A 20,343-nucleotide genomic window follows, 5' to 3' on the forward strand; every position below is an offset into this window, starting at 1 on the left:
TTCATATAAATAGTGACCTGCTGATCAGTGATTCGTGTTCCCGGCACAGTGAACTCCTCCGTTCTGCTGTACCGAACCTTATCAGATCAACCGGCCAAGATAATTGTCGCTAGACCGGCCACCGTAATTGTCGCTTAATACTTTAGCGCAAAAGAAAAAAATACTGACGGACTATTTTAAAGTCAACGTCAGTAAACTGAGAAAAGTCGAAGTTGAATTTGAATTTAATAAAAGAATAAATAAACAAGTTAAAGACTTACTTGTAGATGTACAAAGCTTTGCATACTAGTGAGTTAAGGAGATATTTTGTTAAAACGGATTTCCACAATAAAAAATATTGGCACCTATAAAGACTGCAATGGCCGCCAAAGCCAATTTGAAAAGCTTACGCTCGTGTATGGTAGAAATACATACGGCAAAAGCACGTTGGGTGATATTTTTTCATCGCTCAAATCTGGTGAATCAGCTTCCCTTATCGCCCGTAAAAGCATTCCTGATGATGGATTAGCACAAAAGGTAGAACTGAACTTTTTAGATGCTGATGGCAAAAAAGAAGTAAAAGCTATTTTTAATAATGATGACTGGAAAAATAAGTTGCCCGGTCATTTAAGACTTGCCGTTTATGATGATGCATTTTATCACCAGAATGTTTTCTTGGGTCGAACACTAACTCGTGATACCAAAGAGAGCTTTAGTGATTTTATTTTAGGGTCGCAAGGTGTTGTTAAAGCAGAAAACATAGCAGCTAAAAATAAAGAATTAAAAGACAAAAGATCAGAGCTTAAAAAGTTAAATCAAAGTGAGTTTTCCAAGGTTGATGACTTAAAATCATTTATAGCTGAGCCATTAGTTGCTGATATAGACACGACCAAAGAAGAACTAGATAAGAAACGTGAAGAGTATGCGTTGCTTAATTCACAAAAGAAAGCAAGTAAGGCGATTAGGGAAAGAAAGAACCTATTTCCGCTGAAATTAGCTACAGAATTTAGTGAAGCAGTAGTTGCGATTAACACTGTACTAAAAACCGGGCTAGAAAACCCACATGAGGCAGCCAAAGCAGAGTTAAATCGTCATATTGAAAAACACTTTATTAAGCCTGAAGGTGCTGAGCAATGGATTAAACAAGGCTTAAGTTTACTTGATGGAGATAACTGTCATTTTTGTGGACAGATAATAACGCCACAAGCAAATGAGTTACTAGATTTGTATCGACAATGTTTTGATGACCAGTTTGCTAGGCATGAAAGTTTTGTGAAAACAACAATTAAGAGGCATCAGAACTTGCTGAGTGCACACTGGTTGGAGAAACTTGATTCTTCAATAGATAGCGCTAGTTTAATTATTGATAACTATCCAGAGCTTTCCAATGATCATGAAATACCTGATACGGTAAACAACATTAAAATCTCTCATGAAGCTATACAAAGGAAAATCGAACAAATAATCTTAATAGTAAATCAAATAACCGAAGCGTTTGCTACAAAGATTGATGCTAAATTAGCAGACCCTAAATCAGAGTTCGAAGTGGTTGTTACTGCTGAATTTGACCAACAGCTACACGACTTGTCCAACAACATAAACGATCTCAATGCTTTTTACTTGACCTTCAATAAACGGGCTAACGAATTTAAAGCAAAGTTTGAAGTAGACCAAATTGAAAAAGATCTTGAACGCCTTGCACAGCAAGGTAAAGACGTTGCGCTAAAAGTTGAACGATACGAAAAGAATAACGCTTGTAAAGAACACATCGCTTTATCAAAAAGCATCTGCGCTCTAGAGGACGATATTCCAAAGCTAAAAGAATCGCTGCGGAATGAACAAAGCACCTTTTTAGAGTTGTATTTCACTAAGATTAATAAACATTTTAATGATTTAGGTAGTAGAGACTTTAAACTTAAATATAAGGCTGAACCACTTGGAAACAAACCCATTTATAGCTTTAAAGTAAAGTTTAAAGGGACTGACATTGCCGAAGCTGATTTAGATAAAATTTTTAGTGAATCCGATAGGCGATCTCTTGGTTTATCAATTTTTCTTGCATCAATAGATTCACTTGAAGAGGAAGCCTTAGCCAAAACAATAGTTGTATTTGATGACCCTGTTACCTCATTTGATGAAAACAGAGTTGGGCAAACACATAGTAAGTTAGTGAAATTAGCAGATAAATGCCAACAAATAATAATGCTTAGCCACTTCAAAGATGGGGTAGCGAACTTTTTAAAGGTTCATGGATTTTCAAAGAATGATATTGCTCTAATCGAAATTAAGAAGAATGCTCAAGGTTCATATCTTGAAGTTGGAAATAAAGATGCGTTTGTAAAATCTGCCCACCATTTGAATACTGAAGAGTTAATTGATTTTGTTGAGCGAAATACCGATAAATTAAGCTGTAAGCCACGTGTTTACCTTGAAGAAGTTCTAAGTTTAAGATTTTCGAAACAAATACAAATAAAACAAATTACTAATGAATCGTTAAGCAAACGAATTGATGCGTTAAGCGAAAAAAAAATAGTATCAAAAGGTATTGCTGAGCAATTACATGGTTGGCGTGAAGAGCTTAACCCTGAACATCATGTTTGGGTGGATGATGATATAGAAAATCAAAGGACTACAATTGCTAGCTTTTTAGAGTTCGTATTTTATGATCTAGTAGCAGAACCTGTGGGAGAGGTTTAATGTCTGAATATCAATTTGTAGAAAAGCCTCTGTTGAATCAACTAGCTACTATGGGGTGGCAAGTCATTGAGCACTCGTCAAATGTTAGACCTACAGACCCAAGCATTAGCTGTAGAAAGCACTTTAGAGAATATGTAATTAAGCGAGAGTTTACCAAGGCAATTATCACGCTCAACACTATTGATGGGCAATGCTGGTTAACTGATGCACAGATAGACGGACTTTATGAAGACTTCACTGATTTTGGTGTAAAGAGCCTACTTGAGAATAATCAAGAGTTTATGGCGCGAATAAAAAAGTGGCAAGTAGATGAGAATACTGTCACTGGTGAGCAGAACCCTACGGTTAAGATTATTGATTTTGATAAATGGAAAGCTAACAGCTTTATTGCAATAAGTCAGTACCGTATTGATACTCCTACTGGCGTTAAAGAGTGCATTATTCCCGACGTAGTCTTATTTGTTAATGGCCTTCCCTTGGTTGTGATTGAGTGTAAAGATGTAAATAGCTTTACTTCCGATCCGATGAATCAAGCAGTTGAACAATTAAGGCGTTATGCTGACCTACGTGAACCCGAAGGCTCTCAGCTAATCGAAGGTGAAGAGAAGCTGTTTTACACCAACCAATTAATGATAGGAATGTATGGTGATGATGCAAAATTCGGCACTATTACCTCTACAGAAGAATACTACTTTAATTGGAAAACCATCTATCCTGACGATACACCTTACGTAGATCCAACATCAGGTAAGCACCGAAAACAGGAAACACTTGTTCAAGGTATGTTACACCCAAGAAACCTGATAGATATAACCAATAATTTCACTTTGTTTATGGATGCCGGTAAACAAAGAATTAAGGTGGTGGCACGTTATCAACAATACCGTGCAGTGAATAAGATTATTCAACGTATTAGGACTGGTGATACAAGTGATGAGCGCTCTGGAGTGGTTTGGCATACTCAAGGTAGTGGTAAATCACTAACTATGGTCTTTTTAGTGCGCAAGATGCGAAGCACTGAAGACTTAAAAGACTATAAAGTGTTAATGGTCAATGACCGCAAAGACTTGGATAAACAGTTAGGTGAAACGGCTGATTTGACAGGTGAAAAAGTCTATAAAATTTCGAGTAGCGATGAAGTTAAAAGTGAATTGAGCGATGACCGTTCAAATCTAAATATGGTGATGGTGCATAAGTTCAGGGAAGCTGATGATAGCAATACTCCCGAGTATTTAAGTGAAGCACTGGGTAAATCTGTTGCTGAATCACCTTCGGATTATTCTTCTCAAGAAGGTAAAAATAACGTTGTAAAATTATTTGAAACCTTCGGTGAAGTTAATGCCTCAGATAAAGTGCTGATTATGATTGATGAAGCACACCGCACACAGAAAACAGGCCAAGATAAATCAAGTTTATCTGACAATATGTTTGATGCATTCCCCAATGCAACTCGCTTGGCTTTTACAGGTACGCCATTAATAGCCGACCATCATAACGACCCAACATGGAAGCGGTTTGGTAATAATCCTGATGATCCTTACATTGACGAATATAAGCTTCAAGATGCGGTAAATGATGGCGCAACATTGCAAATATTGTATGAAGGTAAAACAGCCGACTCAGCAATCTATGATAAACACGGCTTTGATACAAAGTTTGAGAACCTATTTAAAGACAGAAGTGATGAAGAAATAGCTGCCATTCGCAAAAAATATGGTGCTACGGGCGACATATTAGAAGCTGAAGATCGTATTGAAGAAATATCTAACGACCTTGTTAAGCACTATATACAAAAAGTGTTGCCTAGTGGCTATAAAGCTCAGGTTGTTTGTTCTTCAAAGCAAGCGGCATTGCATTACCAAACGTTTATCAGAAAGGCGCTTAATGAATGGGCAGAAGTGGAAAAGCAAAAATATAGAGAAGAACAAGATATAGAGCTGCTCAAACAGGTCGAGTTTTTAGATGCTATGGTGGTCATTTCTTCTGATGGCACGAATGAGAAGGCTTCATTCGTGGCTGCTAGAAACGAGTCACGTAAACGTAATGCAGTGGAAAACTTCAAGAAGAAATTTGATTACGATAAGCCAGATACAGGTATTGGATTTCTAATAGTTTGTGACATGCTTCTTACTGGTTTTGATGCGCCTATTGAACAAGTTATGTACATTGATAAGAAGCTAAAAGAACATAACTTACTGCAAACAATAGCCCGTGTTAACAGAACATATCCCGGCAAAACGGTTGGCTATGTTGTGGACTACATAGGTTTAACAGAGAATCTAAAAGAAGCTTTATCTTTATATTCCGGTAAAGATCAAAAAGATATTTTAGATACGTTTAAATCTGTTGAATCAGAAATGCCAGTATTACAAAGCCGCTATAGACAATTGGTGCAGTTGTTTGAAGATAAGAATATCAATCAAATTGAAAACCTTGTTCAACAAAAGCTATTTTCTGATATTGAAAGATACAAAGTAACTGAAGCGGCAATTCAATCTTTAGAAGACATTAAAACACGTGATAGTTTTAATGTTTACCTTAAAAAATTCATGCAAAGCATGGATATAATCTTGCCAAATAAATTAGCTCATCCATACAAAATCCCAATGTATCAATTTAGTCATTTACAGGCTAAAGCGAAAGAAAGGTATAAAGATGACTCTATTAATATTGGTGGTGCTGGAGAGAAGGTTAGAAAGTTGGTTAGTGAACATTTGATTAGTTTAGGTATCAATCCTAAAGTGTCACCTGTAGAGCTATTTTCAGATAAATTTATAACAGCGCTGAACGATCATAAAGATGACCGCGCAGCGGCAAGCGAGATGGAACACGCGATTCGTAAGCATTGTAAGGTTAATGAAGCTAATGACCCTGTGATGTACAAACGATTTAGTGAAAAGCTTGAAGACATTCTTAAGAAATACAATGAAAACTGGGATCAAATGCTGCTTGAGTTAGAAACCTTGAGAGGAGAAATTAATGAAGGTCGAGGTAAGGACACTACTGCGGGAGATCCGTTTACTGATCTAATCATTGAGTTAGCATTTGATGGTTCTTGCCAGCCAAGTGAGATGGAAGCCGTTAAAAGTATTGTTAAACAAATACTAGAAATAATGGCTGATAAAATTGAAGGTTTAAACTTCTGGGATCGCCCTAATATGGTTGATGAACTTGAAGGTAAAATCCAAGAAGTATTTATTTTGAGTGATATTGCGGCACTAGAAGAATCATTTGAGCTAGTAACAACAGAGTTATTGAATCTAGCCAAAAGAAGAGAACTAGATATTTTGTCTAACAAAAAACAACAAGGTGGTAATTAGTGGCAGATATTTTAAATGTCAGCACATATAAGGATATCAGCTACCAACTGAAGAAAAGTGATAGGAAGACGACAAGTATTTATATTGAACGTGATGCTACTGTTTTAGTAATAGCGCCATCACCGTATGATGTTGAGAAAATTGAACAGATCATAGAATCTAAAAGAAGCTGGATTTATAAGAGCCTAGCTGAATGGGAGGACCTTAACAGAACTCGAATTCAACGAGAGTATGTTAACGGTGAAAGTTTTTTATATTTTGGCAGAAATTACCGTCTGCAATTAGTGAAAGACCAATTAGAACCTCTCACTTTCCATTATGGAAAATTTAAGTTGTTGGATTCAGAAGTTGCTAATGCCTCTGATCACTTTAAGAGCTTTTACAAAACGAAATTGCAGCAGCGCTTAAATGAAAGGCTTAAGCTCTACCAGCCAAAAATGAAACTGAAGCCTGTTAGTATTCGAGTTATGGAATTGCAAAACCGCTGGGGATCGTGCACTTCGAAAGGAGCAATAAATCTTCATTGGAAGTGCGCCATGTTGCCTTTAAGCGTATTAGACTACGTTATAGTTCATGAGCTTGCTCATTTAGAAGATAAAAATCATTCCCCTAAATTTTGGCGCACAATTGAGAAAGTAATGCCTGACTATGATGAAGCTAAGAAATGGCTGAAATTTAATGGTGCTGGGATGAATCTGTAGTAACGATTACATAATGAAACTCAAATAAAGGTGAGCTATAAAAGCTCACCTTCTTTATCCATTCGCAAACTTATTTATTCACGTTCGCAAACTTATTTATCATGAACACAAAAAATTAGTCGCGGTATGTATCAACCGGTGGGCAAGCACACACTAAGTTACGGTCGCCGTATACGTCGTCAATACGTGTTACGGTTGGCCAGAACTTGTTTTTAGCCACGCTTGGCACTGGGAATGCTGCGTAAAAACGGTCGTATGCACGGTCCCATTCGTTACCTAACACGTCGCCTTGGGTGTGCGGTGCAAACACTAACGGGTTGTTTTCGATTGACCATTCGCCAGAGATTACTTTGTCGATTTCGCTCTTAATTGACACCATTGCTTCGATGAAGCGGTCAATCTCAACCTTAGACTCAGACTCGGTAGGCTCTATCATTAACGTGCCCGCTACTGGGAACGACATAGTAGGTGAATGGAAACCGTAGTCTTGTAGGCGTTTAGCCACGTCCATTTCAGTAATACCCGACAACTCTTTAAGCGGACGCAAGTCAACAATACATTCGTGCGCAACACGGTTGTTACGGCCACGGTATAAAATTGGAAAGTGCTTGCTTAGCTCATGCGTTAAGTAGTTAGCATTTACAATTGCCATTTCAGTGGCTTGTTTTAAGCCCTCTGAGCCCATCATGGTAATGTAAGCCCACGAAATAGGTAAAATAGACGCTGAACCATATGGCGCTGCCGATACCGCTCCGTTACCTTCGTTAGTACCTGGTACGTTAATAATGCTGTGGTTAGGCATAAATGGCGCAAGGTGCGATTTAACACCAATTGGGCCAACACCTGGGCCACCGCCACCGTGTGGAATACAAAAGGTTTTATGCAAGTTTAAGTGCGATACGTCTGAACCAATAAAGCCTGGGCTCGTTACACCCACTTGGGCGTTCATGTTCGCACCGTCCATGTAAACTTGGCCGCCGTGCTGATGAATAATGTCGCAAATTTCACGAATTGTTTCTTCGTATACACCGTGAGTAGACGGGTAAGTGATCATAATACACGATAAGTTTTCGGCTACCGCTTCTGCTTTTGCTTTCAGATCGGCCATATCAACGTTACCGTTTTTATCACAATCAACCACCACAATTTTCATGCTGGCCATTTGTGCCGACGCTGGGTTAGTACCGTGTGCTGAGCTTGGAATTAAACATACGTTACGGTGAGCGTCGCCGCGTGACTCATGGTATTTACGAATGGCGATTAAGCCTGCATATTCACCTTGAGCACCTGAGTTTGGTTGCAATGAAACCGCATCGTAACCGGTAATGTTTACTAGCCAGTCATGCAGTTCGCCCATCATGATTTGGTAACCTTGTGCTTGATCTAGCGGGCAAAATGGGTGCAAGTTTGAAAATTCAGGCCAGGTAATTGGGATCATCTCAGCAGTCGCGTTTAGTTTCATGGTACATGAACCTAACGAGATCATTGAGTGGTTAAGCGCTAAATCTTTGTTTTCTAGGCGCTTAATATAACGCAGCATTTCAGTTTCGCTGTGGTACGAATTAAAGTTAGGGTGCGTTAATACTTCGTCATCACGCTCTAAGCTTGCTGGAATTGACGTGCTGCCATTGTTTTCAATATCGGCTGCAATTGCATCAACACTTAAGCCATGGCCTTCGCCTAATACAATATCAAATAACTGCGCTACGTCTGCACGTGTGGTGGTTTCTGATACGGCAATTGAGTATTCGCCATCGCGGTTAGTAGCAAAGTTAACACCGCTTGCTAGTGCACGCGCAATAACGTCGGCTTTGCTATCGCTTACTACCGTTAGGGTATCAAACCAGGTGTTGTGTTTAAGGCTCACGCCTTTAGCTTGTAAGCCTGCAGCTAAAATATCGGCAAAGCGATGAATACGCTGCGCAATGGTTTTTAAGCCTTGTGGGCCATGGTACACAGCGTAAAACGCTGCCATGTTGGCAAGTAATACTTGCGCGGTACAAATGTTTGAGTTGGCTTTGTCGCGGCGAATGTGTTGCTCACGCGTTTGCATTGCCATACGCAGTGCATCGTTACCTAAACGGTCTTTAGATACGCCAATAATACGACCTGGTAATGAACGTTTGTACGCGTCACGTGTTGCAAAAAATGCAGCATGTGGGCCACCGTAACCCATAGGTACACCAAAACGCTGCGCCGAACCTAATACTACGTCTGCGCCTAATTTACCCGGTGCTTTTAATAGTAATAAACTCATAATGTCGGCAGCAACACAGGCAATTGCCTTTTTGCTTTGTACGCCAGCAATTAGGTCGGTAATGTCTACCACTTCACCAGTTGTTGATGGGTATTGAAATAACGCGCCAAAAATCTCATGGTTAACAGCGTCGGCTGCTTTGCCTACAATTATTTCAAAACCAAACTGCTCGGCGCGGGTGCTTACTACGTCAATTGTTTGTGTGTGTACGTCGTCGGCAATAAAAAATGCATTGGCTTTTTTCGCTTTAGATACACGTTTTGCAAGGCCCATAGCCTCTGCTGCAGCGGTTGATTCGTCAAGTAACGATGCACTTGCTAAATCTAGGCCGGTTAAATCTAGGGTCATAGTTTGAAAGTTAAGTAGCGACTCTAAACGCCCTTGCGCTATCTCTGGCTGATATGGAGTGTACGCAGTATACCAACCTGGGTTTTCTAGTACGTTACGTAAAATTACGTGCGGTACATGTGTTGGGTGGTAGCCTTGGCCAATATACGATTTGAAAACTTTATTTTTGCTTGCTACTGACTTTAAGTAGCTTAGTGTTTCAACTTCGGTGCGGCTTTCGCCCACGGTTAAAGGCTGCTCAAGGCGAATACCTGCAGGTACAGTTTGACCGATCAGCTCTTCAACACTCGATACTTCAAGCGCGCTAAGCATATCGCTTACTTGCGCTGGGCTTGGCCCAATATGGCGGCGAATAAAATCTTGCGTTTGCTCTAACTGCTCAAGAGATTTGGCGTTTGACATGTGTCCAGATTCCTATGATCCAAAAAATGTGATTATTACTAATGGGTAACCAGCAATAACTTAAAATTAATATGATTTAATAACTTACAGTGTATGGAAAGGTAAGCAGCAAAATCATAAAAGCCCCAATGTTTTAAATAATGGGGCTTTTTACTCACTAAAGATTAATCTTCGTCAATAGTGTTTGCGTAGTCTTCTGCATTTAGTAGGTTTTCAAGCTCAGACTCATCTGATGCTTTAATGCGAAATAACCAGCCGTCACCAAACGCGTCGGTGTTAACTGTTTCTGGTGCGTCTTCTAGCTCTTCGTTAATTGCAACAATTTCGCCACCAATTGGTGCGTAAATGTCTGATGCTGCTTTTACCGATTCTGCTACTGCACACTCTTCGCCTGCATCTACTTCGTCGCCTACTTCTGGAAGTTCTACGAATACCATGTCGCCAAGTAACTCTTGCGCATGTTCAGTAATACCAACAGTAAACGTACCGTCACCTTCGTTGCGAACCCACTCGTGTGAAGAGGCATACTTTAACTCGCTAGGGATATTGCTCATTTTGTTTTGTCCTTTGGTTTATATTGGGTGATAGCACCAAAATTAAATTTATTTATACTTTAAAGTATTGATTTACCGTTACGTACAAAGCCAGGCTTTACTACTTTTACGGTAACTAATTTTTTACGCATTTCTACCTGAGCGGTGTCGCCCGTTGAACGTGGTACACGTGCAAGCGCTACACTGTAACCCAGTGTTGGTGAAAAAGTGCCAGAAGTAATAACACCTTCGCCACCATCAACAATTACTTTAGAGCCACTGCGCAAGATACCTTTTTCTTCTAGCACTAGGCCTACTTGTTTATCAGTGCTTTGGTCGGCGCGTTGTTGTACTAGTACATCACGGCCAATAAAGTCACGACTTTGTGGTTCCCATGCAATAGTCCAAGCCATGTTAGCCGCTAGTGGCGATACGCTTTCGTCCATATCTAGGCCATAAAGGTTCATGCCCGCTTCTAAACGTAGCGTGTCGCGTGCGCCTAAACCTGCTGGTGCAACTCCTGCGTCTAACAGTTGTTGCCATAAATCGGCAGCTTGCTCTTTTGGCACTACAATTTCGTAACCGTCTTCGCCAGTATAACCCGTTGTGGCAATAAATAAATCACCTGTTTGCACGCCAAAAAACGGTTTCATACCCTCTATTGCTGCATTTTGCTCAGCTGTTAATAATGTGGCAGTTTTAGCTTTAGCGTTAGGGCCTTGCACTGCAATCATGCCAAATTCGTTACGCTCTGTAACGGTAACGGCAAAATCGGCTGATATTTTAGCAAGGTGAGCTAAGTCTTTTTCGCGAGTTGCTGAGTTAACAACTAGGCGATAAGAGGTGTTACTGAAAAAATAAATTATTAAGTCGTCAATTACGCCGCCTTGCTCATTTAGCATTGGGGTATATAACGCTTTACCAGGTACGGTAAGTTTAGCAACATCGTTTGCTACTAGTTTTTGTAAAAATGCTTGTGCTTGCTCGCCTTGTATATCAACAATGGTCATGTGCGATACGTCAAACATACCGGCATCGTTGCGTACTGCATTGTGCTCTTCTATTTGCGAACCGTAGTTAATTGGCATTTCCCAGCCATGAAAATCAACCATTTTAGCGCCCGCTTCAAGGTGCTTAGCATAAAGTACTGTTTTAGAAGTCATGATATTCCTTCACTTTTAAATTAACCCAGTTATTTGGGCGTGGCCTCAATTTAATGAGGGGGAATAATATGGCCTGCATTTAACGCCTGCCAAATTGTAATTAAACACAGCCAAATATTAATACTAAGCTGTGAGCACCCAAGTTAGGGTGAATATTTTACGCTGCAGCGCCTTGAATAAGGGCAAAGCCTTGGGCTTGCATATACTCTTGCCACTTTTGCAGCTCAGGAGTTTTAGCCACCAGTACAAATTGTTGCTGGTCGTTTTTATTTATGACTGTGATAAATACGTCACCGCTTTGCGTACCGTAACATAATTGTGCATCTGAAAGACGTAAACCCGGCGTTAATTTAAAGGCTTCTACAATTGAGTCAAAGGCATTACTGCCGCTTAAAATAAAGCTTGCTAGGTCAGTACGCATAACATAATCAATGTCATAACGCAGTTGTTGCTCGTTTATAAGTGCTTGTAATTGCAGACTTGCGCAGTGCGGTAATATAAATCTAAAAGCGGTTTCGCTAAAGCAGTAAACGGCATAGCTATAATCAGAATTAAAATCGCCATCAAGGGTGCCAATTAAACCCAAACCACTGGCAGTTAACTTAGTTAAATCGTGGCCTAGTATATTACTTAAAAATACCGAGGCTTCTGTGCCGCTAAAGTCTATTACAACGTGGTTGTTGCTGGCCTGCAAAGAATTAATAACCGCGCTGTTAGCTTTGCTATGGCGGGCAAACATAATGGGGCTAAAAGTCATAACAAACACCTATCAAACTTATAATATCAAAAGTATATTGCTCCCGCTGTACAACAACAAATTGTAATTATTAATCAATTGATAAATAATGCTTATATATATGGCGATATTAATTGTGATTTTAAATATGAAAAACATTTCAACAGATAGTTTACGCACTTTTGTAATGGTAGTAGAGGCTAGCGGCTTTGCTAAAGCCGGCGATTTACTTGGCTTATCGCAACCTGCGGTTAGCCTGCAAATAAAGCGCTTAGAAGATTTGCTCGGTTATAAATTATTTAAAAAACAAGGCCAACGCCAAGTGCTTAATCAATATGGCGAGCTATTATTACCAATGGCTAAACAAATGATGCAACACAACGATGCCATTTTGCAGCTATTTACCTCAGAAAGTATTACCGGCCGAGTACGTTTGGGTATTCCAAGCGAATTTGCAGCGCGTATTTTACCCTCTATTATTGGCGACTTTGTAGCTTTATACCCTGAAGTATCACTGGAAGTTAAATCGCGTTTAAGTAAGCATTTATTATCGCAAGAACGCCAAGATCAGTTTGATTTAGTACTGGCACTCAACGAGCAGCTCGACTCGGAGCAATTTCCTATTTTTAAGCAAGATCAGCTGGTATGGGTGGGCGACTTGTCGCTGGCACAAAACGACACTGTTACTTTGGTTACCGCTCCCGAGGGGTGTATTTACAGACGCCGAGCTATAGAGGCGCTAGAAAGGTCGGGAATAAAGTATCGTATTGTGTATAGCAACGCCGATTTAACTGGGCTTATTGCTGCGCTAAAAGAAGGCTTAGGCATTACAGTGCTGGCTAAAAGTACTGTACCAAACGAGCTAAACTATCAACTTAAAACCAAATTTTTACCATCCTTGGGTGATATTGGTATTAGCTTAGTAAAAACGGCCAGTGAGCCAGAAAATGCCGTTTTTAAACTGGCCGAATTTATAAAACTTCGCTTAGGCTAACCTGCTTTATACACATACTAGCCAACAAATCTTCATATATTAAAAGTTATATATATGAAGATTTTTAGTTATAAAAACTTACACACGCAAACGCTGAATAACATTGATTCTCATTCGTTAACGTGTTTAAATTGCGCCAATTTAGTTAATTGACCCAATTTAGGATAGTCTCAATGGCACATAAGTTTTTAGTATCTACCCTTGCAACTGCGGTTGCCTTGTCTATTAGTGCAACTGCAATGGCAAAAGATATGGGTAAGGTAGAGCGTAACTTTGAACAAATTACAGTTATAGGCTCACAACAAGCTATTAACGATATTCCGGGCTCTGCAACGTTTATTTCGGATGCTGAGCTGCAAAAATTTGAATTTACCGACATTTCTCGTGTTTTAGCCTCTGTACCTGGTGTTTACGTACAAGAAGAAGACGGCTACGGCCTGCGCCCTAATATAGGTATGCGCGGAACTGGCACTGGTCGTAACGACAAAATATCAGTAATGGAAGATGGTGTACTTGTAGCACCTGCGCCTTACTCGGCTCCTTCGGCTTATTACTTCCCTACTATGGGCCGCATGGAGTCTATTGAAGTATTAAAAGGTGCTGCATCGGTTAAATATGGTCCACGTACTACAGGCGGCGTTTTAAACTTATTATCGCGCAGCTTACCAACCGAGCCTAATAGCTCAACAGGTATGCTTGATGCTGCCTTAGGTAGCGATGGCTACTATAAAGGCCATGCTTATTTTGCCAAAGAAAAAAACAATACCGCGGGTTTAATTGAAGTATTTACCTACGGCGCAGATGGTTTTAAAGACCTGCCAGTTGGCGATGACAACACCGGCTTTGAAAAAACTGACTTACTATTAAAGTTAGGCCATACATTTGGTAAAAATGACGCGCATAACCTTGAGCTAAAAATTAAGTATTCAGACGAAACATCAGACGAAACTTACATGGGCTTAACCGATGCCGATTACCAAGCAACGCCATACCGTCGTTATGCGGCATCGCAAAATGATGAAATGAATACCCGTCACAATGCTTATCAACTTAACTATGCATATCGCTTTGGTGCAGGTTACGAACTACTTGCTACGGCATATTTAAACGACTTTCATCGTAACTGGTATAAAGCCAGTAAAGTAAGCGAAAGCTACCTTGAGCAGTACAGCGAATTTGAAGCCAACCCTACCGCACAAGGTATTGAAGGCATTGCTATAAAAGCAAATAACCGCGACTACCAAGCTAAAGGTATTCAGTCTGAGCTGCATATTCCTGCTGGCAATCACTATATAACTGTGGGTATGCGTTACCATGAAGACGAAATGGATCGCTTTCAGTGGCAAGACGAGTACACGCTTAATCAAGACTTAAGCATGACACTGACAGAGCGCGGAGTTCCGGGTTCTGACAGTAACCGCGTAGATAGTGCCACTGCACGTACTTTATTTATTCAAGACGAATGGACGCTAGATGCATTAGTGATCAGTGCTGGCCTGCGCTTCGAAGACATTACGATTACCCGTGAAGAGTGGGCAAAGTCGGATCCTACACGCAGCAATGGTTTAACTAAAAATGTGTCGAACGACACTGATATTTTAGTGCCGTCACTCGGTGCAACTTACACAGTAAACGACAACATCACTCTACTTGCTGGTATTCAACAAGGTTATGCACCAGCCGCGCCGGGTAATGCCGACCAAGAAGAAGAAAAAAGTGTAAATATTGAATTTGGTTCACGCTATAACGTAAGCGGTATTAATGGTGAAATTATTGCGTTTTATTCTGATTACGACAACATGCACGGTAATTGTACTGCCGCTGTAGGGTGTAGCGATGAGAACATTGGCGATCAATATAACTATGGTGAAGTAGCTGTTTCTGGCGTTGAATTTAGTGCAGGCCATACTTTTAACACCGATACTGTTATGTTCCCGGTTAAGCTAACTTACACCTACACCGATTCTGAATTTAAAAACACTTTTGATTCAGAAATTTGGGGCACAGTAGAAAAAGGCGACGCTATGCCTTACGTGCCAAAAAACCAAGTAGCACTCTCTATGGGTGCTGAATTATCAGCATTTGTTGTACACAGCCAACTGCGCTATGTATCTGACTCACATGCAGATTTAACCGACTCTGGCTTAAATGCTATTAATAGCCGTGTGGTATGGGATTTAGCCGCTAAATACCGCATCGACGACAATCAAAAAGTATACTTAAGCGTTGATAACTTGTTTGATAAAACCTACATTGCTAATCGTGCTAATGGCGGTATTCAACCAGGTAAGCCTCGTACCCTACAGTTGGGCTACAGCTACTCATTCTAAGTTGAAAGCTGGTTAAACGGCTCACTAACAGCGTTAATAATTTTTTATGTAGGAAACACTACACATCTAAATTATTGCCTTGTTATTGAACTGTTTACCTGCGCTTTTAAGGCAATACTACTTACTAACAGCGTTAATAATTTTTTATGTAGGAAACACTACATATCTAAATTGTTGCTTTGTTATTGAACCGTTTACCTGCGCTTTTAAGGCAATACTACTTACTAACAGCGGTAATAATTTTTTATGCAGGAAACACTACACATCTAAATTATTGCCTTGTTATTGAACCGTTTATAACAACCGCATTAAATTACGAACACAAAAAAACCGAGATTGAATTTTCAACCTCGGTTTTTTATTGCTTAAACGAGCCAGTTAATAACTTAGTTATTAACGCTACGTTGGCGTAATACTTCAAATAAACAAATACCTGTGGCTACCGATACGTTTAAGCTTGAAACCGTTCCCGCCATAGGTATTTTAACTAACAAGTCGCAATGCTCGCGGGTTAAACGGCGCATGCCTTCGCCTTCGGCACCCATAACAATAGCCATTGGCCCTGTTAAGCTGGCATCAAATACGTGGTTATCTGTTTCGCCTGCAGTGCCTACAACCCAAACACCAGCGTCTTTAATTTCGCGCAATGTACGTGCAAGGTTAGTAACCTGAATAAGCGGTACTGTTTCGGCTGCGCCACAGGCAACTTTACGCGCTGTGCCGTTAAGCTTAGCTGAGCGATCTTTAGGTACAATTACAGCATGTACGCCAGCGGCGTCGGCACTACGTAAACATGCACCTAAGTTATGCGGATCAGTAATGCCATCAAGCACTAACAAAAATGGAGTATCTTCACGTGCAATAATCGCATCAAGATCTTTTTCGTTAAACGTTGGTGCTGCTTTTACGTTGGCAATAATACCTTGATGCTGCTCGCCTTTTGATTTGCTATCAAGGGCTTTGCGTTGCATGTACTGTACTGAAATACCAAATTTAAGTGCTTCATCAATAATCGGGGTTGAGCGTTTATCGTCACGCCCTTTAAGCGCGTAAATTTCTACAAAACGCTCTGGTTCGCTTGCTAAAATCGCTTCAACAGAATGAAAACCAAAAATTAATTCATTACTCACGTATTTTCTGCTCCTGGGGTATTACGTTTGCGGGCATTTTTGCCTACTCTTTTAGGCTTTTTAACGGCCTTTTTTTTCGGTTTTTTATTTGCTGTGGCATCTACTGCTTTTTTGTCTGCTGGTTTAGTTGCCGACTTATTTGCAGGTTTACCTTTATCTTTGCTTGCTGGCCTTTTTTTACCTTTAGGTTTTTCATCGCCATGCGATTTTTTACCCGGTACTTTGCCTGCTTTTAACTGTGAGCGTACACTCGCAGGTGCATGCTCAGATTTATCAGTGCCTTTTGGCCCACGGCGGCGCGTGTATCGGTCTTGCGCTTTATCGCCTTTAAGGGTTAAGTTTATGCGTCTGTCTTCTAAGCTAACCGATGCAACACTTACCGTTACTTTATCGCCAAGGCGATATACTTTGTGCGTTTGCTCGCCTATTAAACAATGTTTTGCGGCATCATGGGCAAAAAATTCGTTGCCTAAGTTGGCAACATGAATAAGGCCATCAATTTGCAAATCATCTAAACGAATGAATAAACCAAAATTGGTTACCGATGAAATAACACCATCAAACTCAGTGCCAACGTGATCTTGCATAAACTCACATTTTAACCAATCGGCTACTTCGCGAGTAGCATCGTCGGCGCGGCGCTCTGTGGTAGAACACTGCTCACCTAACTTATCTACTTCGTCATCTGTGTATGCGTATTCGCCTGAAGTATGTTGGCCTTGTGCTTTTAGTACCGCTTTTATAGCACGATGCACTACTAAGTCGGGGTAACGACGAATTGGTGAAGTAAAGTGTGCATAAGCAGATAAAGCTAAACCAAAGTGGCCTATGTTATCTGGTTGATACACAGCTTGCTTCATTGAGCGCAGCAGCATGGTTTGAATAAGCTCTGCTTCTGGGCGATCGCCTAAACGAGCTAGCACTTGAGTAATTTCTTTAGGTGTTGGCTCGTCGCTTAACGTGCTCTCAATACCAAGTTCGCCTAAAAACTTAGTAAAGTTACCTAGTTTTTCGCTATCTGGCTCGTCATGGACACGAAATAGCGCGCTGGCTTCGTGTTTTTCAAGTAATTTAGCCGCCGATACGTTGGCTAAAATCATACATTCTTCAATAAGTTTGTGCGCATCGTTACGAATAACCGGCACTATCGATTCTATTTTACGCTGTGCGTTAAATACAAAACGAGTTTCGAGAGTTTCAAACTCAATTGCACCACGCTCTTGGCGAGCCGATTTAAGCGCTAAATACATTTGCTGTAAATCGGTTAAATGTGGCACTACATGCGCATATTCTTTACGTAGTTTTTCATCGTTTTGTAAAATGGCATTTACTTTGGTGTAAGTTAAACGTGCATGCGAATTCATTATCGCTTCGTAAAACTTATAACCCGAAAGCTTGCCCGAATCTGACACTGTCATTTCGGCAACCATACATAAGCGATCAACTTCAGGGTTAAGCGAACATAAGCCGTTAGACAATACTTTAGGCAGCATAGGAATTACTTGCTCAGGAAAATACACTGAGTTACCGCGCTCTATGGCTTCTTTGTTTAGCGGGGTGTTCATACCTACGTAATGCGACACATCGGCAATAGCAACCCATAAACGCCAACCACCTGACTTTTTAGGCTCACAATAAACGGCATCATCAAAGTCGCGTGCGTCTTCGCCATCTATGGTTACTAAAGGTAGGTCGCGTAAATCTACGCGGTTTTGCTTGTCAGCCTCGTCAACAAATTCGCCAAGGTGGGCTACTTGCGCTTCAACTTCTTCAGGCCAAACGTGCGGAATATCGTGGTTACGCAGGGCAACTTCTATTTCCATACCTGGGGCTAAATGCTCGCCAAGTACGTCAATTACTTTACCTACCGCGTTCATATTTCGGGTGGGGTTTTGCGTTATTTTAACTTGCACCATTTGGTTGTGGCGCGCGCCGTTTTCGCTTCCCGGTAAAATCATTATGTCTTGGGTAATACGCGGATCTTCGGCAACCACTACGGCAATACCATGCTCAACAAAATAGCGGCCAACAATAGGCGCGCGCTCGTTGGTAAGTACTTTTATAATACGTGCATCGCATTTTGAGCCAGAGCCACGTTTAGTGCCTTTAGCAAGTACAATGTCGCCATGTAACACCATATTCATTTGGTGTTTAGCAATAAACCAATCTTTATTCTCGCCTTCAACTTCTAAAAAGCCAAAACCGTCTCTGTGGCCTACTACTTTGCCTTTAGTTAAACCGGCTTCGTCAATTAGGGCGTAACATTTATGCTTATTAAAATACAGCTGACCGTCACGTTCCATAGCACGAAGGCGGCGTTTAAATGCGATTTGCCGTTCTTCATCGTTTACCGCTAGTTCTTCACATAACTGTGCATAGTTAGCAGGTTTTGAACGCTCTTGAAGGTGAGTAAGTATAAACTCACGGCTAGGGACTGGGTTTTCGTACTTTTCTTGTTCTCGACTGAGATTTGGATCTTGGTTTGACATTCACTATCTTGTTAGTTTGGTTATGTAGGTATTTTAACCCATATAGCTAAAATGAGACAGGTAAAAGCTATTAAACTTTTAATAAAGCACTTTTACCTTACTTTTTGTATTTAAAAACTTAGCTTAACCGGGCTTAACCCGCCCTTAATTTTGTGGTGGGTTTATTCTGCTATAAGTTAAAATTAGTAACTAAAATTAGTAGCTCAAACAAACTCATTAAGGCCTGTTTGACGCTAAGTTAGAATTATTTTTGCTGTAAATTTTTCCATAACAATTTACTGATATTATCGATAAAGATCGAATCTTCTGTTTCCATGGTTAACACTATTTGTTTATTCATTTGGGTTTTATTTTGAGCGTAAATCCAACGGTTTTTATTAAACTGTTGTGCAAAGCCCAGCGCACCTGCTTGTAATTGAGTTTCATCGGCAAAAATAGCTTCTACTACTTTGTTATCTAATAACTCTTGTGCCCCTACTCGCATACCCGACATAGCTAAACGGTTAAAAAAGGCTTGTGGAATAGCTTTATTAATAATAGGAAACATTGAGGGTAAAAATGGCACCATCACATCGACTTCAGGAAAACAAAAAAATCCTTTATCAGATTTCATTAGCCTAAAATCACAAGCGCAGGCCAATACTGCACCATTACCAAAAGTATGGCCGTTTAACGCGGCAATAATCGGCATAGGAAACGTAACAATGCGTTTTAATAACGCGGTTACATCGCTCATAAAGCCGGCAATTGTTTCTGGGGTATTACTCGTATTAGCCATCCACTCTAAATCGATTCCCAATGACCAATTTTTTTCACTGTTAGATGTAAGCACCACCGACTTAATATTTTTATCGGCCTCTATTTGATCAAGATGCTGATTAAACTCAGCCAAAAACTCTGGATTATGGCGGTTTTCGGGGGTATTCATGGTTAAAACGGCCGTGCTTTCTTCGGTTTTTATTGCTATAAAACGTGTCATTTATTCCCTCATTTTTCATTATTTTAATTATTAATGCTGTTTCAGCAGCGCGTTTTTGTTATTAATACACTCAAGCTTGGTTTAGTGTTTTTACGCACAACTTTACAAATAAACGTTTAATTCCTGTATTTATCAATTTTAAACGCAGTAACCTACTAACGAGTGTAAGCTAAACGAATATTAAAAGTAAATTCGATTTTAGTTACATTACCTTAAATACAACTAACTTTGCTTACATTTGTCACGAAAACTCAAAAACTCATCTTAACCATTGTCTGCAATATT

12 protein-coding genes are annotated in these 20,343 nt (G+C 40.2%); 5 read left to right on the forward strand and 7 right to left on the reverse strand.

What is annotated here, in order from left to right:
- The first annotated feature begins 306 nt into the window (after positions 1-306).
- Genes J5X91_RS03475 through J5X91_RS03485 form a run of 3 tightly spaced genes read left to right on the forward strand, consistent with a single transcriptional unit; the run spans position 307 to position 6,697 of the window.
- Positions 307-2,676, forward strand: coding sequence for an AAA family ATPase (locus J5X91_RS03475; RefSeq protein ID WP_208834070.1), 2,370 nt, complete (start codon positions 307-309; stop codon positions 2,674-2,676).
- Positions 2,676-5,996, forward strand: a complete 3,321-nt coding sequence (locus tag J5X91_RS03480; RefSeq protein WP_208834071.1) for a type I restriction endonuclease — start codon at positions 2,676-2,678, stop codon at positions 5,994-5,996. The genes J5X91_RS03475 and J5X91_RS03480 overlap by 1 nt, the downstream gene beginning before the upstream one ends.
- Positions 5,996-6,697, forward strand: coding sequence for a SprT family zinc-dependent metalloprotease (locus J5X91_RS03485; protein WP_208834072.1), 702 nt, complete (start codon positions 5,996-5,998; stop codon positions 6,695-6,697). The genes J5X91_RS03480 and J5X91_RS03485 overlap by 1 nt, the downstream gene beginning before the upstream one ends.
- Before the next feature lie 115 nt (positions 6,698-6,812).
- On the opposite strand, the gene gcvP is transcribed toward J5X91_RS03485, so the two are convergent.
- The 4 genes from gcvP to J5X91_RS03505 form a co-directional block, all read right to left on the reverse strand.
- A complete protein-coding gene (gcvP, locus tag J5X91_RS03490; protein ID WP_208834073.1) occupies positions 6,813-9,704 on the reverse strand; it encodes an aminomethyl-transferring glycine dehydrogenase in 2,892 nt (963 codons plus the stop codon).
- 164 nt (positions 9,705-9,868) lie between these two features.
- Positions 9,869-10,258 carry a glycine cleavage system protein GcvH gene (gene gcvH / locus J5X91_RS03495; protein ID WP_011329122.1) on the reverse strand — a complete coding sequence of 130 codons (390 nt, stop codon included), beginning with the start codon at positions 10,256-10,258 and terminating at the stop codon, positions 9,869-9,871.
- Between the two features lie 59 nt (positions 10,259-10,317).
- Positions 10,318-11,400 carry a glycine cleavage system aminomethyltransferase GcvT gene (gene gcvT, locus J5X91_RS03500; protein WP_011329123.1) on the reverse strand — a complete coding sequence of 361 codons (1,083 nt, stop codon included), beginning with the start codon at positions 11,398-11,400 and terminating at the stop codon, positions 10,318-10,320.
- A 157-nt stretch (positions 11,401-11,557) separates the two neighbouring features.
- Positions 11,558-12,157 carry a hypothetical protein gene (locus tag J5X91_RS03505; RefSeq protein WP_179808116.1) on the reverse strand — a complete coding sequence of 200 codons (600 nt, stop codon included), beginning with the start codon at positions 12,155-12,157 and terminating at the stop codon, positions 11,558-11,560.
- 127 nt (positions 12,158-12,284) lie between these two features.
- Here J5X91_RS03505 and J5X91_RS03510 point away from each other — a divergent pair, with 127 nt between their 5' ends.
- Positions 12,285-13,130 carry a LysR family transcriptional regulator gene (locus J5X91_RS03510; RefSeq protein WP_011329125.1) on the forward strand — a complete coding sequence of 282 codons (846 nt, stop codon included), beginning with the start codon at positions 12,285-12,287 and terminating at the stop codon, positions 13,128-13,130.
- A 173-nt stretch (positions 13,131-13,303) separates the two neighbouring features.
- Positions 13,304-15,460 (forward strand): TonB-dependent receptor, encoded by a 2,157-nt coding sequence (locus J5X91_RS03515; RefSeq protein WP_179808115.1) that lies wholly within the window; start codon positions 13,304-13,306, stop codon positions 15,458-15,460.
- A gap of 386 nt (positions 15,461-15,846) precedes the next feature.
- Here the strand turns inward: J5X91_RS03515 and rlmB are convergent, their stop codons facing one another.
- The 3 genes from rlmB to J5X91_RS03530 form a co-directional block, all read right to left on the reverse strand.
- Positions 15,847-16,590 (reverse strand): 23S rRNA (guanosine(2251)-2'-O)-methyltransferase RlmB, encoded by a 744-nt coding sequence (gene rlmB / locus J5X91_RS03520; protein WP_011329127.1) that lies wholly within the window; start codon positions 16,588-16,590, stop codon positions 15,847-15,849.
- Positions 16,587-19,079 carry a ribonuclease R gene (gene rnr / locus J5X91_RS03525; RefSeq protein WP_011329128.1) on the reverse strand — a complete coding sequence of 831 codons (2,493 nt, stop codon included), beginning with the start codon at positions 19,077-19,079 and terminating at the stop codon, positions 16,587-16,589. The genes rlmB and rnr overlap by 4 nt, the downstream gene beginning before the upstream one ends.
- Positions 19,080-19,323: 244 nt before the next feature.
- Positions 19,324-20,058, reverse strand: a complete 735-nt coding sequence (locus J5X91_RS03530; protein ID WP_208834074.1) for an enoyl-CoA hydratase/isomerase family protein — start codon at positions 20,056-20,058, stop codon at positions 19,324-19,326.
- Positions 20,059-20,343 lie beyond the last annotated feature (285 nt).

The organism is Pseudoalteromonas sp. K222D, assembly GCF_017653575.1.
GTDB lineage: Bacteria > Pseudomonadota > Gammaproteobacteria > Enterobacterales > Alteromonadaceae > Pseudoalteromonas > Pseudoalteromonas nigrifaciens.